We start from the raw sequence: 25,328 nt of genomic DNA on the forward strand, positions 1-25,328 counted from the left end.
CTAAGACCTCCAGCGAAAAGCGTCAACCGGGGCGCCGGGGCGCCGTTCACGTTTTGATCTGTGCCAGCCCCGCGAATCGGCTATGCTGTCCACATGAATGATCTGACATCCATCCTTTCGGAGCCTGTCGCCCGGCTTGGCGCCTCCACGATCACGCTCGGCCATGCTCTGGCCGTCGGCGCATTGCTGTTTGTCGGCCTGTTCGTGGCGCTTGTCATCGCGCTGTGGCGTTCGGCAAAGGCGCGCGCCGTCGCCGCCGCTGAGGCCGCCGACCATGCCCGAGACGCCGAGGCGCGGATGGCCGGCATCTTGCAAAGCCAGGCCGAGATGCAGGGCCGCATGGGCGCCATCGCCGAAGTGTTCGGAGCACGCCAAGCCGAGCTGACGCAGTCGATCGGCCAGCGCCTCGACGCCATGACCGGCCGCATCGGCCAGACCATGACCGAGCAGACCAAATCCACGCATGAGAGCCTGGCCAAATTGCAGGAACGGCTGGCGATCATCGACACCGCGCAAGGCAACATCCAGTCGCTTGCCGGCCAGGTCGTGCAATTGCAGGCGATCCTCTCCAACAAGCAGACGCGCGGTGCCTTCGGCCAGTCGCGCATGGAGGCGATTGTTGCCGACGGCTTGCCGCACGGGGCCTACGAGTTCCAGGCAACGCTGTCGAACGGCAGCCGGCCGGACTGCCTGGTGAAGATGCCGAATGGCGCGCCGTCGCTCGCCATCGATGCCAAATTTCCGCTCGAAGCCTGGAACGCCATCCGCGCTGCCGATGGCGCCGACCTGCAGAAGGTCGCTGCCCAGGCCTTCCGCCGCGACATCGAAATCCATGTCCGTGATATATCCGAGAAATATCTGATCCAGGGCGAGACGCAGGATACAGCCTTCATGTTCGTGCCGTCGGAATCGGTTTTCGCCGAGATCCACGAGAATTTCGAGGCCATCGTCCACAAGGCGCACCGCGCTCGCGTCGTCATCGTCTCGCCGTCGCTGCTGATGCTGTCGATCCAGGTCATCCAGGCCATCCTCAAGGACGCCCGCATGCGTGAACAGGCGCATCTGATCCAGGGCGAAGTCATCCGGCTGATGGAGGACGTTGCGCGCGTCGACGAGCGGGTGCGCAAACTGCAGGTCCATTTCGGCCAGTCGGCCAAGGACATCGACGACATCCTCGTCTCGACGTCGAAGGTGACCAGACGCGGCCAGAAGATCGAGGCACTGGAGTTCGGCGCCCAGCCCGACGGCGAGGCTGGCCCCGAAGCAGCATCACGGCCTGCCACCACGAAGGTCGAGACAGGGACCCGCGTCGCCGATTCGAAGACCGGGCAGCTCAGGCTGAGGGTCGTCGAAGGCGACGACTGACGCCGCAGCAGCGCTACTGCTTCTCCACGGTGGTCATGCCCTGGAATTCCGGCAGCCAGTGCAGCGCTGAACTGTGCCATTTTTGCTGTGTCGGGACCAGATCCTCGCGTTGCCGCGCGGTTCCCGCTCGAATTCCATAGACCTTCGGACCATCTCCGACCGAGGTGGCGTAAAGGTGCGAACCGCAGTCAGCGCAAAAGGCCTGGGCGCGCTTGGCGCCGCTCGCCCCGGTCTTGATATAGATTTTCGGCGTACCCTTGGTGATCCGGTAGTGATCCTCAGGCGCCGGAACAGTCACCCGAAAGGCCGTGCCGGTCAGTTTCTGGCAGTCGGTGCAGTGGCAGATCGAGGTCTTTTCCGGGTCGACCTCCGCCTCGTAGGCGATAGCGCCGCAATGGCAGCCGCCGTCGATTTTCATCTTGTTTCTCCCTGCTTCGTCGGCATCTTAACCGGCCTGATCCGGCTCGTCTCCTGACGCGGCTTCAACAATCTTGCGCCGCTGTTCCCAGGTCCCGGTCGTCTGCGGCTTGACGAACAGCCTTGCGATCTCCGGCATCTCTGTCTTCAGCCGCGCCTCCAGGCGCTCCACACAGGCTTCGATCTCCGGCGCAGTCAGGTGATCCTCGAACTCGATGCTGAGAGCAGCGACGATCTCTTGCGGCCCCATGTGGACGGTCAGAACGCCGTTCGCCTGTTGCACCGCCGGATCCTGCTGGACGATCGCCAGCACGTGTCTCTGCACCTCCGGGGAGGCCGGCTCGCCGATTAGCAGCCCCTTGCTTTCGCGGGCCAGGAAGATCGCCGTCGCGCCCAGGATCAGCCCGATGCCGATCGAGGCGGCGCCGTCGAGCTCCGGCATCTCCAGCAGCTCCGCCGCAAGGATGCCGGCAAAGGCGACGATCAGGCCGAGCAAGGCGGCGCTGTCCTCGAACAGCACGGTGTAGACGCTGGGGTCCTTGCTCGACTGCACGGCCTGCAGCCAGCCCTGCTTGCCCTTCTGCTGGCGGAACTCCTTCAGCGCCACCAGCCAGGAGCTGCCCTCGAACAGGAAGGACAGGCCAAGAACGATGTAGTTCACCTTCGCGTTGACGACCGGCTCCGGCGCCATGATGTGGATCACACCTTCGTAGAAGGAGACGCCGGCGCCCAGTGCGAAGACCAGAAGGGCGACGATGAAACTCCAGAAATAGAGTTCGCGGCCGTGACCGAGCGGATGCGTCCGATCGGGCGGGCGGGCGGCGCGGTGCATGCCATAGAGCAGCAGGCCGCCATTGCCGGTATCGACCAGTGAGTGCACGCCTTCCGACAGCATCGCCGAACTGCCGGTGAAGAAAGCGGCGGCGAACTTGGTCAATGCGATGGCGAGATTGCCGGCGAGCGCCGCGTAGATCACCCTTTTTGAGCCGCCATGCCCGGCCATGATGCTGCCCCCGTTCAAGGCGCCAGTCTAACGGCCAGCCCGTCAAAGCTCCACAAGACAACATAACGCGCGAACCGTCGGCTCGTTCGGTCGGCTATTCGACGACCTCGTCGGTCCAAACTTTGAAACCGGCGAGCGTGCCCGGCCCGAAGATATGGGTCAGCGGCACGTCGGCCGCGTCACGCCCGGAGGCGATCAGGATGCGGCCGATGCGCGGCGCATTGTTGCGCGGGTCGAAGGCGTGCCAGCGGCCGCCGAGATAGACCTCCATCCAGGCGGCGAAATCCATGCTCGACCACGGCTTCGGCGTGCCGATGTCGCTGATGTAGCCGGTGCAGTAGCGCGTCGGGATGTTGAGCGCCCGGCAGAAGGTGACCGCGAGATGCGCGAAGTCGCGGCAGACACCACTCTGTTCGCGATAGGCTTCCGCAGCGGTGCGTGTCGGCCGCGCATTGCCGTAGTTGAAGACGATATGATTGTGGACGAAGTCGCAGACCGCCTGCACACGCGCAATGCCGAGCGGCGTGTGGCCGAACAGCCGCCACGCTTCGCTCGCCAAGAGGTCGCTCTCGCAAAAGCGGCTGGGCAGCAGAAACAGCAGTGTATCCGCCGGCAGGTCGCGCACCTCGTGCTGCCAGGCCATCAGGTCGCCCATCTCGAAGGTGCCGGGATCGCGGATCACCGCGTCGGTGCCGAAGGTGAACCGCCCTGGCGGAGCGACGAACCGGTTGCACCAATTGCCGAAACTGTCGCGATAACTCTCGATCGGCACGGGCGGGTTGGAGGTCAAAAAGTCGGGCCGCTCAAGGTCGGAGGCGCGGGAATAGTGAACATTCAGCATCGCGATGAGCGGGGTTTCCTGGGGAAAGTCGAAGCTCATCTCGCAGCCGATATGGATTCGCATTGTCGTCCTGACCGGCCCGCGTGTTCATCTCCGGGCGAAAGCGCCGGTGGATGCTGCAGTGCGAAGATGACCATGGCACGGACCGGCCTGGTTTACGAGCAAATTAGAAACCGGTTAAAAGCGGCCGGCTGGCGGTGTCGATAGGCGCTGGCCTCTTGCAGTCGGACGTTTCTCTTGTTTCACTTCGCTTCCCGCAATCGGAGGAACGAATCATGGCTAAAGGTGCGATGAAGGCAGGCAAGGAAGCCCGCAAGCCGAAGAAGGATGCCAAGAAGCCAGCCCCGGCTCCGGCCCTGAAGGCGCCGCCGGTCAAGGCGATGAAGCTCAAGGACAAGTAGGTCCGGGCAATACCCGTCCGAACGGGATTGCGACCGGCAATGTTGTTGCCGGTCGTTGTTGATCGAGCGCTTGAATTTCTTATATTGGCGGGGCGGGGACGACCTCGCGCTTTCCCCGAAAATCCGGCCGGGACGACCCGCCATTGTTGATTGAGCGTCGGATACCGAATCCGAATTCGGTCCGATGCTTTGATGGAGCGTAGTCGATGGCGTGGATTTTTCTGTTTTTTGCCGGCCTGTTCGAGATCGGCTGGGCAATCGGCCTCAAATACACGGACGGCTTCTCGAAGCTGATGCCGACCGTGCTGACCGTTGCCTCGATGATCGTCAGCCTCACTCTGCTCGGCCTGGCGCTGAAGGCGCTGCCCGTCGGTACCGCCTATGCGGTGTGGACCGGCATCGGCACCGTCGGCACGGCGCTGCTCGGCATCTGGCTGCTCGGCGAGCCGGCCACCGCGATCAGGCTGGCGTGCATCGCGCTCATTGTCTGCGGCATCATGGGGCTGAAGTTCGCCGCCTGATCATACCGCTCTATCTTTTTGTTTTACGCAATTCCCTGAGGGAAAGCGCTACGCGCTCTTCCCGGGAAAACCGCTTCACACTTTTCCTGGAATTGCTCTAAAGCGCGTCGCGTTGGGCCGGATTCGGGTGAGGCGCTTTAGGGTCTTGCATGTCGTCCTCCCAAAACCGGGGCCTCATTTGCGAGACATGCATTGGACAAACACGTTCAGGGCCGCTGCAAGGCGACCCTGATCTTCGAAGCAGATTGCTCCATTGCCTGGAGGCTAGCGGGCGGAGAAGCCCGGAGGCGTCCTGCCCGTGCGCTGTTTGCGCGCTGCATAACGCGCGTCGCGCTTGGCCTTGCGTTCGGCTTCGTCGGCCAGCAAACGGGCGATGCGCTCGTTTTCTTCGGCTTCCCGAATCTTGGCTTCAGCCTGTGCCGCCTCTTCGGCCGCGATGCGTGCCGCTTCGGCTGCTGCCTCGCGCTCGGCCTTCTCGACCGCCTCGCGTGCCAGCTTTTCCTGCTTCAGCCTGGCCTTTTCAGCCTCGCGTATCTGGCGAGCCTCGAGGATTGCCTTGCGTTCGGCCTGTCGTGCCAGCACCGTCGGATCGTCTGCTGCCGGCTTTGACTTGAAGCGCTCCAGAAGCGCCTTCTTTGCCTCGTTTGCGGCATTGCGCCGCTCGAAAATGTCTTTTTCCCTGTAGATAGCCAAGTCCACTTCCCTGAAGTCAATTCGCGACGCTTACATACGCGCGAATGCCGAGAGTTCAAGCGCCAAAACGGCATGCCAGCCATGAAATTCCGCGATGTTGCACCTGGGAGACGTATTTTCGGCCGGAACCGACATGCACTGTTCACCGTCCGCCCCTCTGGCGGCGAGGCGGGTCGATGGCTACCTCTAGCCCGAAACTCCAACACCAGGATGACATTCGAATGGAACTCGGTCTCTACACCTTCGCCGACGTCAGCCCGCAGCCGGGTCCCAGCGCCATCAGCCCGCATGAACGACTGCGCAACCTGATCGAGGAGGTCGAACTGGCAGACCAGGTCGGCCTCGACGTCTTCGGTCTCGGCGAGCATCACCGGCCCGACTATGCTGCCTCCGCACCGGTGGTGGCGCTGGCCGCGGCCGCCGAGCGCTCGAAGCGTATCAGGCTGACCAGCGCGGTCACAGTCCTGTCCTCCGATGATCCGGTGCGCGTCTTCCAGCAGTTCGCCACGCTCGATCTTCTGTCGGGCGGCCGTGCCGAGATCATGGCGGGGCGCGGCTCGTTCATCGAATCCTTCCCGCTGTTCGGCTACAATCTGGAGGACTATGACGAGCTTTTCGCCGAAAAGCTCGACCTCCTGCTTGCCATCCGCGATCATGTGAAGGTCACCTGGTCCGGCAATCTGCGTGCGCCGATCAACGATCGCGGCGTCTATCCAAGGCCGTTCCAGGACAGGCTGCCGGTCTGGATCGCCATTGGCGGCACGCCGCAATCGGCGGCGCGCGCCGGTGCGCTCGGCCTGCCGCTGGCGCTCGCCATCATCGGCGGCGAGCCGGCGCGTTTCGCGCCGCTGTTCGATCTCTACCGTGAGGCGGCCAAGCGCGCCGGCAACGATCCGGCAAGCCTCGCCACCAGCATAAACGTGCACGGTTTCATCGCCGAAACGACCGAGCAGGCGGCGGATGATTTCTACGGCCCACAAGCCGAGGTGATGAACCGCATCGGTCGCGAGCGCGGCTGGGGTCCGACGTCGCGGGCGCATTTCGACCAGTCGCGTGGCCCCAATGGCGCCCTGTTCGTCGGCAATCCCGAGCAGGTGGCCGAAAAAATCGTCGCCCAGCACAGGATCTTCGGCAATGACCGCTTCCTGCTGCAGATGGCAATCGGCACCATGCCGCATGCAAAGATCATGAAGGCGATCGAGCTCTACGGCACCAGGGTGGCGCCGATCGTGCGCAAGGAAACAGCGAAGTCCGCGCCCGCGGTGCCGGCGCCCGTCGCATAGGTCAGCGGGAGGTCCGCGCTCCGGGCCTTGCCCGGCTAACGGAACCCAAGCGGCGGTAGAGGCGTTTTCGTCATTGGATTGCACCAATTGCGGTGCGCCGGTGAGGGTCCATGATGAAAGCCGAACCTGCAGCTTTAGGCACAGGCGTTGCCGAGCCTGAAGACCCGCGCGCAGCGGCTCGCGCGGACACGCATCTTATGCGTTCGCTGCTCGTCGGCATCTTCCTGTTCATGGCCATCTACGCGCTTTACTTCGCCCGCGCCTTCTTCATGCCGGTGATCCTGGCTTTCCTGCTGGCGCTGACACTGACACCGATCGTCCGGCTTCTGCGAAGGCGCGGCGTTCCCGAAGTGGTTTCTGCGACCCTTCTGGTGCTGTTGTCGGTCTGCATTTTCGCTAGTGCAGGCTATTTGCTCAGCGGCCCGGTCATCGACCTCATCAACAACACCTCGTCGATCGGCCAGCAGCTCACCGAACGGCTGGCGCAATTGCGGCGTCCGTTCGAGAGGATCATGCAGATCTCGCACCAGATCGAGCAGCTGACCGAGACGTCGCAGGAGTCCGGCATCCAGAAGGTGGCGGTCGCCCAATCAGGCATCCTGTCGTCGGCGGCCAGCAACATCCTGTCGGCTGGAACAGGCCTCACCATCATCTTCGTGCTGTCGCTGTTCCTGCTCGCTTCGGGCACGATGTTCTATGAGAAGATCATCCAGTCCTTCGCCAGTCTCAGCGAAAAGAAGCGGGCGCTGCGCGTCGTCTATGACGTGGAACGGGAAATCTCGCACTATCTGCTCACCGTCACCATCATCAACGCCGGTCTCGGCACGGTCATCGGCCTTGGCTTGTGGGCGCTCGGCATGCCCAACCCGCTGGTCTGGGGCGTCGCCGCGGCCCTGCTTAACTTCCTGCCCTATGTCGGGGCGCTGATGACCATCGTGCTGGTCGCGATCATGGCGCTGATCAGCTTCGACACCATCTCCTACGCGCTGCTGGCGCCGGCCTTCGTGCTGGTGTGCGACATCGTCGAAGGCCAGTTCGTGACGCCGATGGTGGTTGGCCGGCGCCTTGAGATCAACGCCGTGGCGATCTTCATCGCCATCGCCTTCTGGTCGTGGCTCTGGGGCTTCGTCGGCGCATTGATGGCGGTGCCGCTGCTGGTCGTCATCAAGGTGTTCTGCGATCATTTCGACGGGCTCAGCCCTGTCGGCAACTTCCTCGCCGCGCAGCACACCGCCGTCGTCGTCGAAGACGACATCGCCGACACGGAATCCGCAAAGGGCTGATCAATATTTTTGAATTTGCGGCGTCGCCGGGCGCTCCCTACATGCGGTCCTTACACAGGATCCCGTTCATGACCGCTCTTTCCGTTCTCGACCTGTCGCCGATCATCGAAGGCAGCGATGCCTCCCAGTCGCTCGCCAACTCGCTCGATCTTGCCCGTCATGCCGAGCGGCTGGGTTACAAGCGCTACTGGCTGGCCGAGCATCACAACATGCCCGGCATCGCCAGTGCCGCCACCGCGGTCGTCATTGCCCATGTCGCCGGCGGCACCAGGACCATTCGCGTCGGCGCCGGCGGCATCATGCTGCCCAACCATTCGCCGCTGGTGATTGCCGAACAGTTCGGCACGCTGGCCGCCTTGCATCCGGGCCGCATCGATCTCGGCCTCGGCCGCGCGCCCGGCACCGACATGGGCACCGCACGCGCCTTGCGGCGCAACCTCGAGGCCGGCGTCGACAATTTCCCGCAGGATGTCGTCGAGTTGATGGGCTATTTCCAGCCGGCCGCGGAAGGCCAGCGCATCCGCGCCGTGCCGGGCGAGGGCCAGAACGTGCCGATTTGGATCCTCGGTTCCAGCCTCTACGGCGCGCAACTTGCCGCCATGCTTGGCCTGCCCTATGCCTTTGCCTCGCATTTCGCGCCGGCGGAACTCGACCATGCCCTGGACGTCTACCGCTCGCGCTTCCAACCGTCGGAACAGCTCGACAAACCGCATGTGATGCTCGGCCTCAACGTCTTTGCCGCGCCCACCGATGCGGAGGCGAGGCTGCTGTTCACCTCGCTGCAACAGGCTTTCGTCAATCTGCGCACCGGCCGGCCCGGTCGGCTGCCGCCGCCGGTCGAGAACTATGACCGCGATCTCGATCCGATGGCCAAGACCATGCTTGGCCAGGCGCTGTCCTGCGCTGTCGTCGGGTCTCCGGAAACGGTCCGGCAAGGCATCGACGCGTTCGTGCGCCGCACCGGCGCCGACGAGTTGATGGTCACCGCGCAGATTTTCGACCACGCGGCCCGCGTGCGGTCGTTCGAGATCCTGGCCGAGGCCCACAAATCGCTGTCGCAGGCGGCCTGATATTCTTGGCTTGGAGGATACAGGGTGCTTCTGCTAAGGGCGGGGCATCCTTCCGCAAGATCGAGCTCCCCCGTGAAAAATGACCATGACGCACGCATGCAGTTTGCCATCGAACTGGCGCGGCGTGCCGGCGAACTCGGCCTGAAGTACTTCCGCGACCTCGACAGCCTGACCATCGAGAGCAAGGGCCATCAGGACCTGGTCTCTGAAGCAGACCGCGAGGTCGAACTGTTCATCCGCGCCGCCATTGCCACCGACTATCCGCAAGATGGCATCGTCGGCGAGGAGCATGCCTCGGTCACCGGCTCGACAGGCTATGACTGGGTGATCGATCCCATCGACGGCACCGCCAATTTCGTGCGCGGCATCCCGGCCTGGTGCGTGGTGATCGCCTGCGCCCTGCATGGCGAGACCGTGGTTGGCGTGATCCACGAACCGTCGACCGGCGAGACGTTTCACGGCCGGCTCGGCGGCGGCGCCTTCGTCAACGGCAGACCGATCAAGACCAGTGCGGGCACCAGCCTGGAAGAAGGATCCGTCGGGACTGGATTTTCAAACCGTGCCGACACCGAAAATGTCGCCGTGCTGGTCCGCATGCTGCTGGCCGAAGGCGGCGTCTTCTTCCGCAACGCATCAGGCGCTTTGATGCTCGCCTACGTCGCCGCCGGCCGGCTGCTCGGCTATGTCGAGGAGCACATGAACGCATGGGATTGCCTGGCCGGCATGCTTCTGGTCGAGGAAGCCGGCGGCATGGTCTTGAAACCCGATCCGAAGACAGTGCTGCGGGACGGAACGCTGGTCATCACGGGCGGCAAGGGTGTCTTCCCAAAGCTGCGGGAGCTTTCTTCGGAGGCGTTCAAGCTCTGAACGCTACCTTGCGCGAAAGACGCTCGGGCCTGTCGAGCCTCAGGCCAGTTTCGCTAGCAGCTTCATGAATGTGGCGATCTCCTTGGCCGAGAGCGGCGCCAGTGTTTCCTGGGTGATGTCGCGGGCAAGCGGGATCAGGCGTTCGACCGCGTCGCGGCCTTCCGCGGTCAAATTGACCAGCAGCCGCCTTTTGTCGACCTCATGCTTGGAGAGATCGACCAGGCCGCGCGCTTTCAGCCGGTCGATGACACCCTTCACCGTCGCCGCGTCCATGGCGATCAGCGTGCCGAGCTGGTTCTGCGAGGTCTCGCCGACATCGCGCAGCTTGGCCAGCGCCGCGAATTGCGGCGGCGTCAGATCGGCGATATGGGCGGCGAAGATCGAGACATGGCGCTGATGCGCCTTGCGCAGGATGAAACCGACCTGCTCCTGCAAGCGATAGTCGTTTTCATCAGGCTCTTCGGCCTCGACCAGCTTCAGCAGATTGTCCTCGGCGCTCACCGCAACCCGTCCCAGGCCTTGATATCCCCGGCTGCCAGGCCGCCCATGCGGTCGTGGACGCGTGGGCCGCAGGTCATGGCCAGGCAGAACAGGATCTCGTCGGGGCGCGGGCCGTCGCTGATGCCGACTTCCATGGCGTCGAAATGGCTGCGCACATAGGCGGCGTTGATGTGGCCGAGCGGCACGTCGAGCCTGGAGCCGAAGGCACCGACCTTCTTTGCCGACGGCACGATCGCCTTGGCGTCGCCGAGCCGCTCGCGCATGGCGTATCCGCCAGGCACATGCCACAGCGCGCCGTGTTCGAGTTCGCCGGCGGAGCCGACGATGGCGCCCTTGCCATAGCCGTCGATCTGTTTCACGTCGCCGAGCGCCGCGATCAGCCGGTCGGCCAGCAGCAGGCCGAGCGGCTTCAGATCGTCCATGGCGTTCTGCAACTCCTCGACATAGCGCCCGGCGAACGGGTTCTTGACTAGCGCCATGGCGGCGGCGCGCCGGCGCGGCACCTTGGCCACCGGCCCGCCCTCGTGGAAGATCTCTTCGGTCAGAACCGCGATCTTGCGGATCGGAAACTCAGGCATGGGCAACTTCCTTCCCTGGACTTTTGTCGGGCGCGGCAAGCGCCATGGAACCACTGATGCGGGTCTGGCCGGCAAGAAACAGCGCCGATGCGGTGATCAATCCCCTGCGGCGGAAATCTTCGGCGACGGCAAGTCCGCCGTCCAGCGCCGTGGCGATTTCCCCTGAAGAAAGCCGGTTGACCTCTTGCGTCACCAGCCGGTCGCCAAGGTCGCTGTCCGGCGCCAGGTCGCGCGCCGGTACGCGTCGGATGGCCGGATGGCCGGGCAGGTCGACGGCATTGGCAATCAGCGTCGCGGCGGCATCGGCTTGGGGCCCTGACCGCGCCAGCACGGTGACGGCATCGGCGATGCCAAGCGAAAACGAGCGCCCGCGCCACCCGCTTGTGGCGACGCCGCGAACGCCATCGCCAGCACGGATGACGATGCGGTCGGCCAGACCGTGGCCGGTGCCGGCGATGGCAAGCGTCATCGACTGGCCGGCGCCGAGATGGAGGGCGCTGTCACCGCCATTGTTGACATAGGCGCGGTCGAGTTTCCGGCCGGCAAGCATCGCTCCGAGAATTTCGTCGGCTACCGAACCGGCGACGGCGGCCATCGGCGTGATGAAATCTTTCGCTAGGGGCACGACGGCCGCTTCCATGCGCTGCGCTGTCGAACCGGCGAAAGCGCGCGGTCGGCTCGTGGCCGGCTGGCGCAATTCAGGCAATTCCTCGACCAGCTCCGGCAAGATGGTCTGGAAACGCGCCACCGCCTGCTCATAGGCCCGGCGGCACTCCTGCGCCTCGCCAAAGGCCTCGACGATCAGGTCGATCGGCCCGTGGTTCAGATGCAGCCGCTTGCCGTCCTGCAGCCAATGCGCTTGCGGACCGGACATCACCCGGCCCCGTTGGGGGGCGCACGGTGCAATTGTGCCAACGGCGGCCATGGATTGCCGGCCGCGGCACCCGTACCCCGGCGCGGATTGAGATACTCACCGCCATTGGCGACGATATCCTCGACGCTGCGGATTTCGGCCTCGTAGCCGCCGAGCCTGACATAGTCGTCGCGGCGCAGCGTGAATTCGATCGGCGCCACCAACGCCGGGGTCGGCACATAGCCGAAGGCGCCTTCCGGCACCCGCGTGACATCGACCATCAGCGTGATGCCGCCGCCCGGCCAGACATAGACCGGCGCGCCGCCGACCGTCACATAGGTGCTCAGGCCTTGCACGGAACGGGTGAGATTGACCGGGTTTTCGGTGACGCCGGCGCGCAGCGAGCCGCCGGCGCCGCCGATGAACAGCACGGTGCACAGCGCCGGCTCGCAATTGTCCTCGATCAGCCCGACTGACTTTTGCAGCCGCTCCGGGAAGGGTTTCTGTACTGGTTTCAAGTCGTCATCGAGTTCGTAGTAGGCAAACTGCTCGCCGGTGGTCGAAACCATCAGCAGCGACAGGCCCGGCCGCGCGCCCTTCTTGGCGTTCCACTCGCCGAGGATCGACAGCGGGTCGGATATGCTGGTGCCGCCCCAGCCAAGGCCGGGATCGGACACCTTGAAATAGCGGCCCGGCGTCGAGCGGCGGCCGATGATTTTTATGCCCGTGTCCTGCCAGCCCAGCACCTTGCCGGCCTGATGCTCGGACACGACGCCGGTGATGTGGTCGTCGACCACCACCACCTCGTCGACCAGCCCGCGCCATTGCGTGGCGAACATGCCGATGGTGGCCGAGCCGCAGCCGACACGCATGCGGTGTTCCTGTTTGCCGTCGATAACCGGTGGTTTGCCGGCTTCGACGATGACGGTGGCACCGCCGTCGATGCTGAGCTCCACTGGCTTGCGGTTGCACAGATGGAGCATTGCGTCGCAAGTGGCCCGGCCTTCCGACTTCGAGCCGCCGGTCAGGTGATGCACGCCGCCCAGGGACAGCATCTGCGAGCCATATTCGCCCGTCGTGACATGGCCGATCGCTTCGCCTTGCGATCGCACTGTAGCCGTTTCGGGCCCGATATGACGGTCGGTGTCGATCTTCACCTTGACGCCGCAGTAGGAGAAGATGCCCTCGGTAACGACAGTGACGAGATCGACGCCTTCGACTTGCTGGCTGACGATGAACGGCGCCGGCTTGTAATCGGGATAGGTGGTGCCCGCACCGATGGCGGTGACGAAGCGGCGGCCGGTGTTGACCAGCTCGCCGTCCCATGCCTCGCCCTCGGCGATGAACGGCACCATTGCCGCGCCGGTCTCGGCCGCATGGTCGAGGATGGTCAGCGGATCCATGCGCACGATCCTGCCGCCGATATTGCCGTAGCGGTCGCAGGCGCCGGTACGGCCATCGGCGATGTAGCACATGACCGGACAGGCATCGCAGCGGATCTTCTCCGCCATCTGCTTTTCGCCGGGATCGTGGGTTTCGAAACGTTCGGCAAGCTCGCTCATGGACGTGCCTCCTTTTCGCGAATGGCGGCGCGGATGCGCGTCGGCGTCGCCGGAACCTTGGTGACCAGAACGCCGGTGGCGTGGCGGATGGCGTTGAGGATCGCCGGCGCCGTCGGGATCAGCACATGCTCGCCCAGGCCCTTAGCGCCGAACGGTCCTTCGGGATCGGGGACCTCGATCAGGATGGTCTCGATCGGCGGCACGTCGCCAATGGTCGGAATGAGGTAGTCGTGCAGATTCTCGGTGCGGCCGGGGATATACTCTTCCATCAGCGCCATGCCGATGCCTTGCGCGATGCCGCCTTCGATCTGGCCCTCGACCAGCAGCGGGTTGATCGCCTTGCCGACGTCGTGCGCCGCGGTGATCTTGATCAGCTTGACCGTGCCGAGCTTGAGATCGACTTCGAGTTCGGCGATCTGCGCACCGTAGCCATAAACCGCATAGGGCTTGCCCTGGCCCTTGGCGTCGAGCGGCAGTGTCGGCGGGTCGTAGCTTTCCTCGGCGCGAAAGACGAAGCCATCGGCATCCATGTCGAGAGCGGCAAGATCGATGTGGCGCGTGGCCTCGCCCTCGCGGATGATGATCGCCGGGCCGTCCAGTCGCAGCGATGCTTTCTCAGAGACGTTGGCAAAGCGCAGGATCCTTTCGCGCAAGGCACGGCCCGCCTTTTCGGCCGCCTTGCCGGTCACGAAAGTCTGGCGCGAGGCCGATGTCTTGCCGGCATCGGGGCTGATGGCGGTATCGGCGCTTTTCAGCCGGAATTTTTCCAACGGCAGGCCGAGCGCGTCGGCGCAGATCTGGGGGATGACCGTGTTCGAGCCCTGGCCTATATCGACCGCGCCCTGATGCAGGATGATGTCGCCTGAAGCCGCGATGCCGACGCGGATGGTCGACGGGTTGGGCAGCGAGGTGTTGCCGCAGCCATACCAGCAGGAAGCCACGCCAACGCCGCGCTTTCTATCCCTGTTGGTATCGTTGAACGCGACCGCATCGGCCTTCGCCCGCGCCCAATGCGGCTGCAACGATTCCAGGCATTCGGCAATGCCGACTCCGGACTCCAGCCGCTGTCCGGTAACCGTTTCGGAGCCGTTCCGAAGGCAGTTTTTCAAGCGAAATTCGAGCCGGTCGATGCCCAACTTGTCGGCCAGCTCGTCATAGAGCGTCTCCTGCATGATCGTCGCTTGCGGCACGCCGAAGCCGCGGAAGGCGCCGGAGATCGGCCCATGGGTGTGAATGGCGCGGCCCTCGGCGCGATAGTTCGGTGTCGCATACGGGCCGGAGGCGTGCACCGGCACGCGGTTTGCGACAGTCGGCCCCCAGCTGGCATAGGCGCCGGTGTTGAAGTCGCCGGCAAAGATCATGGCGGTGACATGGCCGTCGGCATCGGTGCCGATGGTCGCCTTCATCTCGGCCGGATGGCGCTTGGTGGTCGATATCATCGATTCGTTGCGGGTATAGGCGAGCGCCGCCGGCCGACCGGTCTTCAGCGCCACAAGGCCGATCAGCGGCTGCAGCGAAACGTCGAGCTTGGAGCCGAAGCCGCCACCGGTCGCGGTCGGCACGATGCGCACCTTGTCGACGGTAAGGCCGAGCACCTTCGCGGTCTCGTCGCGGTCCATATAGGGCGCCTGGGTGCAGGCGACGACGACCAGCGTGTCGCCATCCATATATGCATAGCCGGCTTCCGGCTCGATGTAGGCGTGCTCGACATAGGAGGTGTCGATGGTGCCGGACACGGTGATGGCAGCGCCGGTAAGTGCCGCCTCGGGATCGCCGCGCTCGACAAAGCCGGCGGTGAGCAGGTTCGCCGGGCGATTGTCGTGGATCAGCCTGGCGCCGCTGGCCTGCGCCTCGCAAGGCTCCAGGAGATGCGGCAGCTCGCTCCAGCGAACCGGAAAATCCAACAGGTCGAGATCGAGGATGGCCTCGCGCTCGCCGGCGACCAGCGCCACCGCCTCGCCCCGAAGGCGCGCGAAACCCTCTGCCAGCGCCGGCTGGTCGGCGAACGGGCCGATGACGCCGAAGCAGTTCTTGCCCGCAATGTCGGCGGCGGTGAAGACACCGGCGATGCCGGAATGCGCCTTCACCCAGCCGTCGAGGTCGCCGAAGGCAAAGCTGGCATGATAATGCGGCGAGCGCACCACCAGCACGGCCAATGCATCGGCGGGGAAGGAATCGCCGCCGAATTTTTCACCGCCGGTGACCTTCGGCACGCCGTCGAGCCGGACGGGCGAAGAGCCCACAGCATGGCCCGATCGCGGCAAGCGGAAATCGAGGCTCCCTTCCTGCAGGGAGGCATCCATCACCGCTGCGATGATTTTCCGGTAGCCGGTGCAGCGGCAGAGGATGCCGCCCAGCGCGTCCTGGACCTCGGTTTCGGTCGGTTTGGGCTTTTTGTCCAGCAATGCCGTGGCCGCAACAAGCAGGGCCGGCGTGCAGATGCCGCACTGTGCCGCGCCATGGTCGAGGAACGAGGCCTGCAGCGCCGACAGCCGGCCATTGGCGAGCCCTTCGACGGTTGTCACAGCCGTTCCCGCCGCGGAAGCCGCCGACATCAGGCAGGCGCAAACCGGATCACCGTCGACCAGCACCGTGCAGGCGCCGCAGTCGCCGGCGTCACAGCCGACCTTGGTGCCGGTCAAAAGCAGTTCGTCGCGCAGCACCGAGGACAGCCGACGCAGCGGCGGCACGTTGACCGAGATGGCTGCGCCATTCACCTCGAAGGCGATGTCGGCTCGCTCAGGGCCGAGGCGAGGCTGAACGCCGCCGAGATCTGGCAGGGCTTCGCGCATTTCAGGCGAGACCTGGCTCATGCCGCCACCACCTCCGGGTCGTTCATCAGCCCACAGGCCATGAGCACGGCGCGGGCAGCGATCTCGCGCACCGCATCAAGCCGGTATTCGGCGCTGCCGCGCACATCGGCGATCGGCGACAGCTCAGCCATCGGCGCGGCCAGGACCGCATTGGCGAGCGCCTGGCCGGCGGGCAGGCCGCGCAAGGCGGCTTCGACGCCGGATAGGCGCTTGGCCACCACCGAGCAGGAGCCGGCGGCAACCGCCGCTTCCACGACAATGCCGTTGTCAACCACCAGACGCGCCGCCACCATGGCGATCGAAATGACGAGATAGCGCCGCGCGCCGAGCTTGACGAAAGCCGACGTGCCGGCAGCAGGTTTCGGCACGCGGATGGCCGTGACCAACTCGCCGGGCTGCAGGGCAGTGCGACGATTGCCGAGAATGAAGTCCTGCAGCGGCACACAACGTGTCGTTGTCGCCGACCGCAGTTCGACTTCGGCATCGAGGACGAGCAGCGCCGGCGCGCCGTCGGCGGCCGGCGAGGCGTTGCAGAGATTGCCGGCGACCGAGGCGACGTTCTGGATCTGAGCCGAGCCGACCTCGCGCCCCGCCTGTTTCAGCGCATCGAAGGCCGGCGGCAAGGGGTGGCGGATGATGTCGGTCCAGGTCGTGCGCGCACCGATGACGAACTGGTCATCCGTCTCGGCAATGCCGCGCAGCGCGGCCAGGCCATTGATGTCGAGAACATTGTCGCGGAAGGGTTTGCTGCCTTGCGCCGGATAGAAATCGGTGCCGCCGGCAAGGATCCGCCAGGCGCTCTCGCCAAGCAAAGCGAGCGCTTCGTCGACCGAGGTGGGTTTGGCGTAACGGATCACGCTTTGCCTTCCAGAAAAGAGGCCTTCCAGAAACCGGTATTTTCGAAAGACCATGCCAGCATCGATGCCGGGCGAAATTCATTCGTATGCAAATGATATCAAGACCGTAGGAATTGTCAAAGCCAGAGTTTTTGGCAGCTCGTCCGGCACGCATTTGTTATGCCTTGAGAGGTTGACGCCGCCGGCCATCTGGTCGAGTTTCTGCCTCCGGTCGCGTCAGCGGCATTTTCCACTGGAGCCTGCATACAGAAGAGGAAAGCCCCATGGCCGACGAAGCGCTTGTTGTCATCGACCTGCAGAACGATTTTTGTCCGGGCGGCGCGTTGGCGGTTGCCGGCGGCGACGAGATCGTGCCGCTGGTCAATGACCTGATCCGGCACGCCGATCACGTCGTGCTGACGCAGGACTGGCATCCCGCCGGCCATTCGAGTTTCGCCTCAAGCCATCCGGGTTCGCAACCCTTCACGATGATCGACATGCCCTACGGCCCGCAGACTTTGTGGCCGGACCACTGCATCCAGGGCAGCCTGGGCTCGGATTTCCACTCCGGCCTCGCCTGGACCAAGGCGGAGCTCGTCGTCCGCAAGGGGTTTCGGCCTGCCATCGACAGCTACTCGGCCTTCTTCGAGAACGACCGGACGACGCCGACCGGCCTTGCCGGCTATCTCAGGGAACGCGGCATCGACACGCTGACCCTGGTCGGGCTGGCGACCGATTTCTGCGTCGCCTTTTCGGCGCTGGACGCCATCAGCCAAGGTTTCAAAGCCACCGTACGGCTCGATGCCTGTCGTGGCATCGATCTCAACGGTTCGCTCGAGACAATGTTGCACCGCATGCGCGATGCCGGCGTGACGCTTGAAGACCACGTCTTGGATTGAACTGAACGTGGGGCGCAAGAGGGGCTTTTTGCGGATTGCGACAGGAGCGGGCCCTGTGATCGCTCTCGCAATGCTGTTTCCAGGCCAGGCCTTGGCAGCTGAGGAACACGTGCTGCCCGGCGCCGCGATGTCGCTGTGGTGGGCGCTGCCCTTTGCCGGCCTGCTTTTGTCGATCGCCACCGGGCCTTTGCTCTTCCATCACATATGGGAGCATCACTATGGCAAGATCACCGCGCTGTGGGCGGCGCTGGTGATCGTGCCGCTGGCTTTGGCCTTCGGCATTCCGAGTGCGACCGAGGCGGTGCTGCATGCGCTGCTTGCGGAATACATGTCCTTCATCATCCTTTTGTTCGCGCTCTACACGATTTCGGGCGGCATCCTGCTTGCCGGCAACATTCACGGGACGCCGCTGGTCAATGCCGGGCTGCTGCTGGCTGGCGCGATCCTGGCCTCGGTGATCGGCACGACCGGCGCCTCGATGGTCCTGATCCGGCCGATCCTGCGCGCCAATGACGCCAGGCCGTTCAACGCCCATGTCGTCATCTTTTTCATTTTCCTGGTTGCCAACATCGGCGGCTCGCTGACGCCGCTCGGCGACCCGCCGCTGTTCGTCGGTTTCCTGCGCGGCGTCGACTTTTTCTGGGTCACCGCCAATCTCTGGCGCGAGACGCTGTTCGTCGGCGGCGTCGTGCTGGCCGTCTTCCTGGGCATCGACATCATCCTGCACCGGCGCGAAAACGGTACACCGAAGACCAGGGATCCGACGCCGGATACGAAGGTACGCCTGCGCGGCATGGCCAACCTTCCGCTGCTGGCAGGTGTGATCGGTGCGATCCTGCTGTCGGCGGCCTGGAAGCCGGGCGTGAGCTTTTCCGTGTTGGGCGTGAGCCTCGAGCTGCAGAATCTGGTGCGCGACGCCATCAACCTGGCGCTGGCCTTGCTGTCGCTTCCCCTCTCGTACAAGAGCCACCGCGAAGCGAACGGCTTCAACTGGGGGCCGATAGCAGAGGTGGCGAAATTGTTTGCCGGCATCTTCATCTGCATCGTGCCGGTCATCGCCATCCTCAGGGCAAGTCATGACGGCGCTCTGGCGCCGCTGGTGGCACTTGTCAGTTCCCCCTCCGGCCAGCCCAACGATCTCGCCTATTTCTGGCTGACCGGGGCGCTGTCGTCGTTCCTCGACAATGCACCGACCTATCTGGTGTTCTTCGAACTCGCAGGCGGCGACCCTCGGCATCTGATGACGGAGTTTGCCTCGACCCTGGCGGCAATCTCGGCGGGCGCCGTGTTCATGGGCGCCAACACCTATATCGGCAATGCGCCCAACTTCATGGTCTATGCCATCGCCAGGCATCGCGACGTGAAGATGCCGGGCTTCTTCGGCTACATGCTGTGGTCCGGGCTGGTGCTGATCCCGACCTTTTTGATCGCGGGTTTTGTGTTCTTCCGTTGAGCCTAGACTCGATTCGGCGCCCTTGGCGTTGAAGCCGGAACCTCCGGCAGCCGCTGGCATAGAGTGGCTCGATGGCGATGGAGCATGCGTATGCGGGGCCCGCAATTTCTGCTATTGTCGAGGAGGTGCAGGGTTAGGTCGGGGGCGACAATGACCATCGAGAAGCTGCCCTATCTGTCAGCCGGATTCTTGGACGGCCTGGCGATTTCGACATCCGACGTGGTCGACGAAATCGAGCGGCAGATCATCGGTCAGAGGCGAGGCGAAGTATGGTGTGCGCCCAAGGCGGTGGTGCTGCCAGGCGACGACCGCTACATCATGGCGACTCTCGCCGTCGCGACCGAGCCCCGGGTGCTGGCCACCAAGTCGCTGGTGGTCAATCCCCGTAACCACGAGCGGGGACTTGCAACCCTTAACTCGCTGGTCACTCTTCTCGACGCTGAGACGGGATTGCCGCTTGCTGTGGTCGACGGCAATTGGGTGACTTCGAAGCGGACGGCCGGTCTAAGCTGTGTGGCGGCCAAGCGTCTGGCCCGAGCGGGCTCGGCGTGCGTCGCGTTTATCGGGTGCGGTGTTCAGGCGCGCGCTCATCTAGAGGCTCTGGCCGATCTTTTTCCGTTGCAAGAGATTCGCGCCTTTAGTCGAGGCAAAGGCAGTCGTGACTCACTGTGCCAGGTAGCTGAGACGCGCGGTCTAACTGCGGTACGGAGTGATACTGCCAAAGCGGCGGTCGAATCTGCTGATATCGTGGTGACAACAGTCACTTTGGTGCCCGAGCCCGTTCCATTTCTGGATGCGCGTTGGCTGAAGGCTGGAGTGTTCGCGACCATGACCGATCTGGCTCTGCCTTGGCTTGCTGAAACCATGGTTGCGTTCGATCGCATCGCCATAGACGATCTGGTGCAAGAGGCGCAGATGAGCAAACCGATGGTCAGGCCCGAACTCGTTGCCGGTGACTTGACGGGTTTGGTGAGCGGCGACGTGCCAGGTCGTCAAAGCGCGAGTGAGCGAACAGCTTTCGCGTTCCGCGGCATGGCGGTCGGCGATCTCGCAATAGCCGGCCTGGCATTTGTGCGCGCGAAAGCGATCGGCGCGCTGGAAGCTTAGCAATTCCAGGAAAAGTGTGAAACGGATTTCCCGGGAAAAGGGCGTAGCGCTTTCCCTGAGGGAATTGCGCCAAAACAAACAGATAGAGCGGTTCGGCGTTTCCGGTGAAGCGGTGAACCGCTCTAGCGCTCGACCGTTACCTGCCTCACCCGACCCCCACATAGCGACGCACCGCCGACGGGTCGGCGCGCAGCTCTTCGACATCGGCCGTCTCGCGGTTGCGGCCGTTCTCGATGAAGCATACACGGTCGGCAACCGACAGCACCGCATCGACCCGCTGTTCGACGAGGATCGTGGACACCCCCATGTCGCGCAGTTTCGACACCGTCTCGCGGATCTTGGCGATCATCGACGGCATCAGCCCTTCGGTCGGCTCGTCGAGCAGCAGCACCTCTGGTTCGAGACAAAGCGCGCGCGCCATCGCCAGCATCTGCTGCTCGCCGCCGGACAAGGTGCCCGAGCGTTGCCGCAGCCGCTGGCGCAGCAGCGGGAAGAGGTCGAGCACGGCTTCGCGCGTCGCCTTGCCCTTGCTGCGCGCCATCAGGCCGATCTCGATGTTTTCAGCGACCGTCATTTCGGCGAACAGCCGCCTTCCCTGCGGCACATAGGCGACGCCGGCCTTCGGCACCTCATGCGCCGGCAGACCGGTCAATTCCTGGCCACCGAGGTTTATCGAGCCGGCTCGTGAGGGGACCAGTCCCATGATGGCCTTCAGCGTCGTCGTCTTGCCGGCGCCGTTGCGGCCGAACAGGCAGAGCACCTCGCCCTTGTTCAGCACGAGATCGAGGCCGTAGAGCACCTGAACCTCGCCATAGAAGCAGTCCAGCCCCGAGACCACCAACGCTTCGGTCTTTGTCCGCGTCTTGGTCGTTTCGGTCATGGGGCGGTCCCCAGATAGGCTTCTTGAACAGCCGCGTTCTCGCGGATCGCCTCGGGCGTGCCTTCGGCGAGGATCTTGCCGGCATTGAAGACGGTGATGCGGTCGGCCAACTGCATGACGACGGGCATGTTGTGTTCGATCAGGAGCACGGTGGCACTCGCAGCGATCTCGCGCACCAGGGTGATGAAATTGTCGATCTCGCTGTCGGCCAGGCCCTGCGTCGGCTCGTCGAGGATCAGCAGGCGCGGCTTCAGCGCCAGGCCCATCGCCACTTCCAGCAGGCGCTGGTGGCCATAGGACAATTGTCCGGCCGGCATGTGGGCGCGGTCGGCTAGGCCGGTGCGTTCGAGCGCCGCCATGACGCCGGCACGCACCGCGCCCTTCGAGCGGCCATCGCTCAGTGTGCGCTGTACCGGCAATGCGACATTGTCGTAGGCGGTGAGGTTGGCGAACACGCTGGTGATCTGGAACGTGTAGGCAATGCCCTGGCGGACCCGGACATAGGCCGGCAGGCCGGTGATGTCGGCGCCATCGAAGACGATCATGCCTGACGACGGCTGGATGCGGCCGCTGACCAGGCTGACGAAGGTGGTCTTCCCCGCCCCGTTCGGGCCGATGACGGCGCGGATCTCGCCGGGCATCAAGGTGAAATCGACACTGTCGACGGCGCGCAGGCCACCGAAGTTGCGCGACAGGCCCTTGGTGGTCAAAAGCGGCGTCACGGCAGCCACCCGAGCCAGCGCTGCCGCATGCTGCCGAGAATGCCCTTGGGGAAAAACAGCACCAGCAGGATGAGCGCGATGCCGACGATCAGCAGATAGGCCGAGGTGTAGCCGCTGGTGATGTCGATGACATAGTACATGAACAGCGTGCCGATCAGCGGCCCAAGCGTCGTGGCGGCGCCGCCGAGCAACACCCACAGCAGCGGCAGGATGGAATACTGCACCGAAGCGAAGCTCGAGCCGACATAGCCGAACAGCAGCGCATAGGCAGCACCCGAGGCAGCGCAGACGATGCCGGAGATGACGACGGCGGCGAGCTTGTTGGAGAAGGTGTCGTAGCCCAGCATCTTCGTCCGTTCCTCGTTCTCGCGGATGGCGACCAGCACGCGGCCATATCTGGAGCGGACGATGGCAAGCGTGATCAGCAGCACCAGCGAGAACAAGCCGAGCGCGCTCATGTAGCGCACGGTCGGGTTGGTGAGATCGAGCGATGTGGCGCCGAAAGCAAGCACCCGCGCCGGCTGCGGCACGACCATGCCCTGGTCGCCGCCGGTCCATGACGAGAAGTAGAGGATGATGAGATAGAACACCTGCGCGAACATCATGGTGACGATCATGAAGGCGACGCCTGACGTGCGCAGCGCCAGCAGCCCGATCACCAGGGAAAGAACGACACCGCAGCCGAGGCCCGCGGCGAATGCCGCCGGCACGTTCCAGCCAAGCTGGATGACGGCAAGGCCGGCACCGTAGAGCCCGGCGGAAAAGAACATGGCGTGGCCGAGGCTGAGCAGGCCGACATAGCCGAACAGTATGTTGTAACCCATGGCGAAGACCGCCAGCACCATGATGCGAGCGAGCAGGCCGTGATAGTACTCCGGCAAAAGGAAGCTCAGCACGAAAAGCAGCGCGATAACGCCGAGATGCAGGCCGTAGGCCTTTGCCGGCGAAGCTTCGCTCATCGCGACGCCGTCCCGAACAGGCCTTGGGGCCGGAACACCAGCACCATGGCGACCAGCAACGTGGCGATGATCTTGGCCAGCGTCGGCGAGAAGAACACCGAGATGATGCCGTCGGACAGGCCGATCAGCACGGCGGCGACGACCGTGCCGCGCAGCGAGCCGAGACCACCGATGATAACGACGATGAAGGACAGGAGCAGTGGATCCTGGCCCATCAGGTAATGCGCCTGGCTGATCGGCACGATCAGCACCGCGGCGATGGCCGCCAGCATGGCGCCAAGCGCGAAGACGCCGCCATAGACGCGGCCGACCGGGATGCCGAAGGCTTGCGCCGTCTCGCTGTCGTACTGCGTGGCGCGCATGACCAGGCCGATCTTCGTGCGCGTCAGCACCAGCCATGTCGCCACCAGCAGAAGCGCGGAGGCGGCGATGACAGACAGTTTGTAGCCGGAATAGCCGAACCACGGCAAAAGGATGCGATAGCTGAACGGCGGCTCCACCGGCCGCGCCTCCGGGCCGTAGAAGGTCAGCGCCAGCTGCTGGATGATGTAGAGCATGCCGATGGTGGCGACGATGGTGGCTTCCGGATTGTAGTTGAGCCGGCGCAGCACCAGCCGTTCGGCAACCAGCGCGATGGCGCCGACGATCAGCGGCGCGATCACCAGCGCCGCCAGGAAGCCGAGCGCCGGGTGACCGCCGATCGCCGTGGTGATCGCCCAGGCAAGCACGGCGCCGAGCATGAAGAATTCGCCATGGGCGACGTTGACGACGCGCATGACGCCGAACACCAGCGACAGCCCAAGCGCCGTCAGCGCCAGCACGGCGGAGGTGACGAGGCCTTCGAGGGCGGCGAGGAGGAGGTGGGGACCGAAGTGCATCGGTTACACTTCGGCAGGCGCCAAGTGCACCCCCCTCTGGCCTGCCGGCCATCTCCCCCTCAAGGGGGGAGATTGGCTGTAATGATTGCTTTCACCAACCGTCAAAGCCGGTAAGCGGCCGCCTTCGTACGAACTGCCAATCTCCCCCCGTGAGGGGGAGATGTCCGGCAGGACAGAGGGGGGTGGCTTGGCGCTCACGCTTGCTGGAGCAGCTAAGACTACAGCGCCTGCGTCGTGTAATCCCCCTCGGCCTCGTAAAGCCCGTCCTCGATCTTGGTCTTGTGGACGACCTTCAGCTTGCCGCCTTCGACCTTGGATATGTTCTGGATACCGAAGCACTGGTGGATCTTGCCGTTGAAGGTTTTTGGCCCCTGCGGATGCTCGGGTCCTTCGGCGAAGGCGGTCAGCGCCTCGGTCGCCTCGACCAGCTTGGCGCGGTCTTCCGGCCCCTTGTAGCCGGCGTCTTCCATCGCCTTCTTGACGACATAGAGCGTTTCCCAGCAGCCGAACATGTGCGACGCGGTGGAGACGTCCTTTGGATCGCCGACGGCGGCGCCATTGTCGTCGATGCCGACGGCGGCGCGATAGGCTTTTTGCGCGGCGCTGTCGTCGGCCTGCGCATAGCGCGGCGAACCCTCCCAGAAATGGCTGCCGTCCAAAAATTCGAGACCGGGGCTGTTGATGTCGGTGGCCTCCAGCGAATCCATGAAGCCGAACAGCTGCGGCCGGTTGGAGCCGTAGAACTCGCCAAGTTCCTTGACGAAGGTGAGCACGGCCGGGCCGACCATGACGTGGTAGATCACCTCGGTCTCGGCCGGGATCTGCGGGAAGTATTTGGTGAAGGACGATTCCGTCGGCGGGATGGCGATCTGCGCGATGACGTCGGCGCCTTGCGCCTTCAGCGCCGGTGGCAGGTAGTCGCGGTGGTCGTAGCCGAAGGCGAAATCCGGGAAGATCTGCGTCACCTTCTTGCCGGCATTGGCCGCAATCCACGGCGCCATCGACTGGATCTGGCTCTTCACGTCGGTGATACCGGGCTGGAAGACATAGCGGTTGAGCTTGGTCGAAGCGACATGATGGCCTTCGCTGACGACGAAATAGGGGATCTTGGCCTCGCCGGCGGCGGGCGCCGAGCCGATGACGACATGCGAGAACAATGTGCCGAAGACGATGTCGGTCTTGTGCTGGGTGGCGAACTTGCCGACCACTTCGGCGCCACGGCCCGGATCGGTGCCGTCATCCTCGATGATCACCTCGACCTGACGGCCGTTGATGCCGCCGGCCGCGTTGATCGCCTTGATGGCGGCAGCGGTGGTCTTCTCGTACCAGCGGCCATAGGCGGCGCCGATGCCGGTGCGGTGCGACTGGAAGCCGATCTTGATCGGCGCCGAGCTCTGTGCCTGGGAATAGCGGACGAAGCCTGGCGCGGTGACCAGACCGGCGGTGGCGGCCAGCCCCTTCAGCGCCGTGCGGCGGGTGAGACCGGTTTTCGAGAGGTCGAAGGTCTTGCTCTTGTCCATGATGCCGTTCCCCTTGTTCAGCG

At 64.4% G+C, this 25,328-nt stretch carries 25 protein-coding genes; 10 read left to right on the top strand and 15 right to left on the bottom strand.

The features are described from left to right. Nucleotides 1-93: 93 nt before the first annotated feature. The gene (locus AC1DYW_RS02460) at nt 94-1,365 is read left to right on the top strand and encodes a DNA recombination protein RmuC (RefSeq protein ID WP_477224996.1); all 1,272 of its coding nucleotides are present in this window, start codon (nt 94-96) and stop codon (nt 1,363-1,365) included. A gap of 13 nt (nt 1,366-1,378) precedes the next feature. Here the strand turns inward: AC1DYW_RS02460 and AC1DYW_RS02465 are convergent, their stop codons facing one another. The 3 genes from AC1DYW_RS02465 to AC1DYW_RS02475 form a co-directional block, all read right to left on the bottom strand. Next, nucleotides 1,379-1,783, bottom strand: coding sequence for a GFA family protein (locus AC1DYW_RS02465; protein WP_477224997.1), 405 nt, complete (start codon nt 1,781-1,783; stop codon nt 1,379-1,381). Between the two features lie 27 nt (nt 1,784-1,810). Further along, nucleotides 1,811-2,785 carry a cation diffusion facilitator family transporter gene (locus AC1DYW_RS02470; RefSeq protein WP_457152962.1) on the bottom strand — a complete coding sequence of 325 codons (975 nt, stop codon included), beginning with the start codon at nt 2,783-2,785 and terminating at the stop codon, nt 1,811-1,813. A gap of 94 nt (nt 2,786-2,879) precedes the next feature. Then, nucleotides 2,880-3,689 (bottom strand): transglutaminase-like domain-containing protein, encoded by an 810-nt coding sequence (locus AC1DYW_RS02475; protein ID WP_457152961.1) that lies wholly within the window; start codon nt 3,687-3,689, stop codon nt 2,880-2,882. A 212-nt stretch (nt 3,690-3,901) separates the two neighbouring features. On the opposite strand from AC1DYW_RS02475, the gene AC1DYW_RS02480 reads away from it, so the two are divergent. Both AC1DYW_RS02480 and sugE read left to right on the top strand, forming a co-directional pair. Then, complete coding sequence (locus tag AC1DYW_RS02480; protein WP_013528464.1) at nt 3,902-4,027, top strand: hypothetical protein; 126 nt, start codon at nt 3,902-3,904, stop codon at nt 4,025-4,027. 206 nt (nt 4,028-4,233) lie between these two features. Further along, entirely contained in the window at nt 4,234-4,548 is a 315-nt protein-coding gene (sugE, locus tag AC1DYW_RS02485; RefSeq protein WP_095083439.1) for a quaternary ammonium compound efflux SMR transporter SugE, read from the top strand. Between the two features lie 264 nt (nt 4,549-4,812). Here the strand turns inward: sugE and AC1DYW_RS02490 are convergent, their stop codons facing one another. Further along, nucleotides 4,813-5,241: a DUF6481 family protein gene (locus AC1DYW_RS02490; protein WP_184872979.1), complete on the bottom strand. Its 429-nt coding sequence runs from the start codon at nt 5,239-5,241 to the stop codon at nt 4,813-4,815. Between the two features lie 221 nt (nt 5,242-5,462). Here AC1DYW_RS02490 and AC1DYW_RS02495 point away from each other — a divergent pair, with 221 nt between their 5' ends. The 4 genes from AC1DYW_RS02495 to AC1DYW_RS02510 all read left to right on the top strand — a co-directional run bounded on the left by AC1DYW_RS02495 (nt 5,463) and on the right by AC1DYW_RS02510 (nt 9,744). Further along, nucleotides 5,463-6,524: an LLM class flavin-dependent oxidoreductase gene (locus AC1DYW_RS02495; RefSeq protein WP_457152959.1), complete on the top strand. Its 1,062-nt coding sequence runs from the start codon at nt 5,463-5,465 to the stop codon at nt 6,522-6,524. Between the two features lie 113 nt (nt 6,525-6,637). Then, nucleotides 6,638-7,807 carry an AI-2E family transporter gene (locus AC1DYW_RS02500; RefSeq protein ID WP_477225562.1) on the top strand — a complete coding sequence of 390 codons (1,170 nt, stop codon included), beginning with the start codon at nt 6,638-6,640 and terminating at the stop codon, nt 7,805-7,807. 68 nt (nt 7,808-7,875) lie between these two features. Next, on the top strand, nt 7,876-8,877 hold the full coding sequence (locus tag AC1DYW_RS02505; protein ID WP_477224998.1) for an LLM class flavin-dependent oxidoreductase: 1,002 nt from the start codon (nt 7,876-7,878) through the stop codon (nt 8,875-8,877). Between the two features lie 72 nt (nt 8,878-8,949). After that, a complete protein-coding gene (locus AC1DYW_RS02510) occupies nt 8,950-9,744 on the top strand; it encodes an inositol monophosphatase family protein (protein WP_477224999.1) in 795 nt (264 codons plus the stop codon). Nucleotides 9,745-9,783: 39 nt separating this feature from the next. Here the strand turns inward: AC1DYW_RS02510 and AC1DYW_RS02515 are convergent, their stop codons facing one another. From AC1DYW_RS02515 to AC1DYW_RS02540, 6 genes are read right to left on the bottom strand one after another with little or no spacing between them, the layout of a single operon-like run. Further along, nucleotides 9,784-10,245 (bottom strand): MarR family winged helix-turn-helix transcriptional regulator, encoded by a 462-nt coding sequence (locus AC1DYW_RS02515; RefSeq protein WP_095083429.1) that lies wholly within the window; start codon nt 10,243-10,245, stop codon nt 9,784-9,786. Continuing rightward, nucleotides 10,242-10,823 carry an amino acid synthesis family protein gene (locus AC1DYW_RS02520; protein ID WP_477225000.1) on the bottom strand — a complete coding sequence of 194 codons (582 nt, stop codon included), beginning with the start codon at nt 10,821-10,823 and terminating at the stop codon, nt 10,242-10,244. The genes AC1DYW_RS02515 and AC1DYW_RS02520 overlap by 4 nt, the downstream gene beginning before the upstream one ends. Continuing rightward, nucleotides 10,816-11,697: a UPF0280 family protein gene (locus AC1DYW_RS02525; RefSeq protein WP_477225001.1), complete on the bottom strand. Its 882-nt coding sequence runs from the start codon at nt 11,695-11,697 to the stop codon at nt 10,816-10,818. The genes AC1DYW_RS02520 and AC1DYW_RS02525 overlap by 8 nt, the downstream gene beginning before the upstream one ends. After that, nucleotides 11,697-13,238 (bottom strand): 6-hydroxynicotinate reductase, encoded by a 1,542-nt coding sequence (locus AC1DYW_RS02530; RefSeq protein WP_477225002.1) that lies wholly within the window; start codon nt 13,236-13,238, stop codon nt 11,697-11,699. Before AC1DYW_RS02530 ends, AC1DYW_RS02525 begins: the two co-directional genes overlap by 1 nt. Continuing rightward, nucleotides 13,235-16,030, bottom strand: a complete 2,796-nt coding sequence (locus AC1DYW_RS02535; RefSeq protein WP_477225563.1) for a molybdopterin-dependent oxidoreductase — start codon at nt 16,028-16,030, stop codon at nt 13,235-13,237. Before AC1DYW_RS02535 ends, AC1DYW_RS02530 begins: the two co-directional genes overlap by 4 nt. Before the next feature lie 17 nt (nt 16,031-16,047). After that, nucleotides 16,048-16,908 (bottom strand): FAD binding domain-containing protein, encoded by an 861-nt coding sequence (locus AC1DYW_RS02540; protein ID WP_477225003.1) that lies wholly within the window; start codon nt 16,906-16,908, stop codon nt 16,048-16,050. A 263-nt stretch (nt 16,909-17,171) separates the two neighbouring features. On the opposite strand from AC1DYW_RS02540, the gene pncA reads away from it, so the two are divergent. The 3 genes from pncA (at nt 17,172) to AC1DYW_RS02555 (ending at nt 20,346) form a co-directional block, all read left to right on the top strand. Continuing rightward, nucleotides 17,172-17,786 carry a bifunctional nicotinamidase/pyrazinamidase gene (gene pncA, locus AC1DYW_RS02545; protein WP_477225004.1) on the top strand — a complete coding sequence of 205 codons (615 nt, stop codon included), beginning with the start codon at nt 17,172-17,174 and terminating at the stop codon, nt 17,784-17,786. Nucleotides 17,787-17,856: 70 nt separating this feature from the next. Then, nucleotides 17,857-19,239: a sodium:proton antiporter gene (locus tag AC1DYW_RS02550; RefSeq protein ID WP_477225564.1), complete on the top strand. Its 1,383-nt coding sequence runs from the start codon at nt 17,857-17,859 to the stop codon at nt 19,237-19,239. Between the two features lie 150 nt (nt 19,240-19,389). Next, nucleotides 19,390-20,346 (top strand): ornithine cyclodeaminase family protein, encoded by a 957-nt coding sequence (locus AC1DYW_RS02555; RefSeq protein WP_477225005.1) that lies wholly within the window; start codon nt 19,390-19,392, stop codon nt 20,344-20,346. A 145-nt stretch (nt 20,347-20,491) separates the two neighbouring features. On the opposite strand, the gene AC1DYW_RS02560 is transcribed toward AC1DYW_RS02555, so the two are convergent. From AC1DYW_RS02560 to AC1DYW_RS02580, 5 genes are all read right to left on the bottom strand, one after another. Continuing rightward, nucleotides 20,492-21,226 (bottom strand): ABC transporter ATP-binding protein, encoded by a 735-nt coding sequence (locus AC1DYW_RS02560; protein WP_477225006.1) that lies wholly within the window; start codon nt 21,224-21,226, stop codon nt 20,492-20,494. After that, nucleotides 21,223-21,948 (bottom strand): ABC transporter ATP-binding protein, encoded by a 726-nt coding sequence (locus AC1DYW_RS02565; protein WP_477225007.1) that lies wholly within the window; start codon nt 21,946-21,948, stop codon nt 21,223-21,225. The genes AC1DYW_RS02560 and AC1DYW_RS02565 overlap by 4 nt, the downstream gene beginning before the upstream one ends. Then, nucleotides 21,945-22,907 (bottom strand): branched-chain amino acid ABC transporter permease, encoded by a 963-nt coding sequence (locus tag AC1DYW_RS02570; protein ID WP_477225008.1) that lies wholly within the window; start codon nt 22,905-22,907, stop codon nt 21,945-21,947. Before AC1DYW_RS02570 ends, AC1DYW_RS02565 begins: the two co-directional genes overlap by 4 nt. Next, nucleotides 22,904-23,785, bottom strand: coding sequence for a branched-chain amino acid ABC transporter permease (locus AC1DYW_RS02575; protein WP_457151179.1), 882 nt, complete (start codon nt 23,783-23,785; stop codon nt 22,904-22,906). The genes AC1DYW_RS02570 and AC1DYW_RS02575 overlap by 4 nt, the downstream gene beginning before the upstream one ends. A 218-nt stretch (nt 23,786-24,003) precedes the next feature. Beyond that, nucleotides 24,004-25,305 carry an ABC transporter substrate-binding protein gene (locus AC1DYW_RS02580; protein ID WP_457151180.1) on the bottom strand — a complete coding sequence of 434 codons (1,302 nt, stop codon included), beginning with the start codon at nt 25,303-25,305 and terminating at the stop codon, nt 24,004-24,006. Nucleotides 25,306-25,328 lie beyond the last annotated feature (23 nt).

Source organism: Mesorhizobium sp. P2_D5, assembly GCF_056404355.1.

What these genes read in the sequence shown, in the direction of transcription:
- pncA (WP_477225004.1), top strand. Translation starts at nt 17,172, where the DNA reads ATGGCCGACGAAGCGCTTGTTGTCATCGACCTGCAGAACGATTTTTGT.
- AC1DYW_RS02465 (WP_477224997.1), bottom strand. Translation starts at nt 1,783, where the DNA reads ATGAAAATCGACGGCGGCTGCCATTGCGGCGCTATCGCCTACGAGGCG.
- sugE (WP_095083439.1), top strand. Translation starts at nt 4,234, where the DNA reads ATGGCGTGGATTTTTCTGTTTTTTGCCGGCCTGTTCGAGATCGGCTGG.
- AC1DYW_RS02575 (WP_457151179.1), bottom strand. Translation starts at nt 23,785, where the DNA reads ATGCACTTCGGTCCCCACCTCCTCCTCGCCGCCCTCGAAGGCCTCGTC.
- AC1DYW_RS02495 (WP_457152959.1), top strand. Translation starts at nt 5,463, where the DNA reads ATGGAACTCGGTCTCTACACCTTCGCCGACGTCAGCCCGCAGCCGGGT.
- AC1DYW_RS02570 (WP_477225008.1), bottom strand. Translation starts at nt 22,907, where the DNA reads ATGAGCGAAGCTTCGCCGGCAAAGGCCTACGGCCTGCATCTCGGCGTT.
- AC1DYW_RS02525 (WP_477225001.1), bottom strand. Translation starts at nt 11,697, where the DNA reads ATGTCCGGTCCGCAAGCGCATTGGCTGCAGGACGGCAAGCGGCTGCAT.
- AC1DYW_RS02520 (WP_477225000.1), bottom strand. Translation starts at nt 10,823, where the DNA reads ATGCCTGAGTTTCCGATCCGCAAGATCGCGGTTCTGACCGAAGAGATC.
- AC1DYW_RS02470 (WP_457152962.1), bottom strand. Translation starts at nt 2,785, where the DNA reads ATGGCCGGGCATGGCGGCTCAAAAAGGGTGATCTACGCGGCGCTCGCC.
- AC1DYW_RS02580 (WP_457151180.1), bottom strand. Translation starts at nt 25,305, where the DNA reads ATGGACAAGAGCAAGACCTTCGACCTCTCGAAAACCGGTCTCACCCGC.
- AC1DYW_RS02555 (WP_477225005.1), top strand. Translation starts at nt 19,390, where the DNA reads ATGACCATCGAGAAGCTGCCCTATCTGTCAGCCGGATTCTTGGACGGC.
- AC1DYW_RS02505 (WP_477224998.1), top strand. Translation starts at nt 7,876, where the DNA reads ATGACCGCTCTTTCCGTTCTCGACCTGTCGCCGATCATCGAAGGCAGC.
- AC1DYW_RS02500 (WP_477225562.1), top strand. Translation starts at nt 6,638, where the DNA reads ATGAAAGCCGAACCTGCAGCTTTAGGCACAGGCGTTGCCGAGCCTGAA.
- AC1DYW_RS02535 (WP_477225563.1), bottom strand. Translation starts at nt 16,030, where the DNA reads ATGCGCGAAGCCCTGCCAGATCTCGGCGGCGTTCAGCCTCGCCTCGGC.
- AC1DYW_RS02560 (WP_477225006.1), bottom strand. Translation starts at nt 21,226, where the DNA reads ATGACCGAAACGACCAAGACGCGGACAAAGACCGAAGCGTTGGTGGTC.
- AC1DYW_RS02475 (WP_457152961.1), bottom strand. Translation starts at nt 3,689, where the DNA reads ATGCGAATCCATATCGGCTGCGAGATGAGCTTCGACTTTCCCCAGGAA.
- AC1DYW_RS02550 (WP_477225564.1), top strand. Translation starts at nt 17,857, where the DNA reads ATGCTGTTTCCAGGCCAGGCCTTGGCAGCTGAGGAACACGTGCTGCCC.
- AC1DYW_RS02460 (WP_477224996.1), top strand. Translation starts at nt 94, where the DNA reads ATGAATGATCTGACATCCATCCTTTCGGAGCCTGTCGCCCGGCTTGGC.
- AC1DYW_RS02480 (WP_013528464.1), top strand. Translation starts at nt 3,902, where the DNA reads ATGGCTAAAGGTGCGATGAAGGCAGGCAAGGAAGCCCGCAAGCCGAAG.
- AC1DYW_RS02530 (WP_477225002.1), bottom strand. Translation starts at nt 13,238, where the DNA reads ATGAGCGAGCTTGCCGAACGTTTCGAAACCCACGATCCCGGCGAAAAG.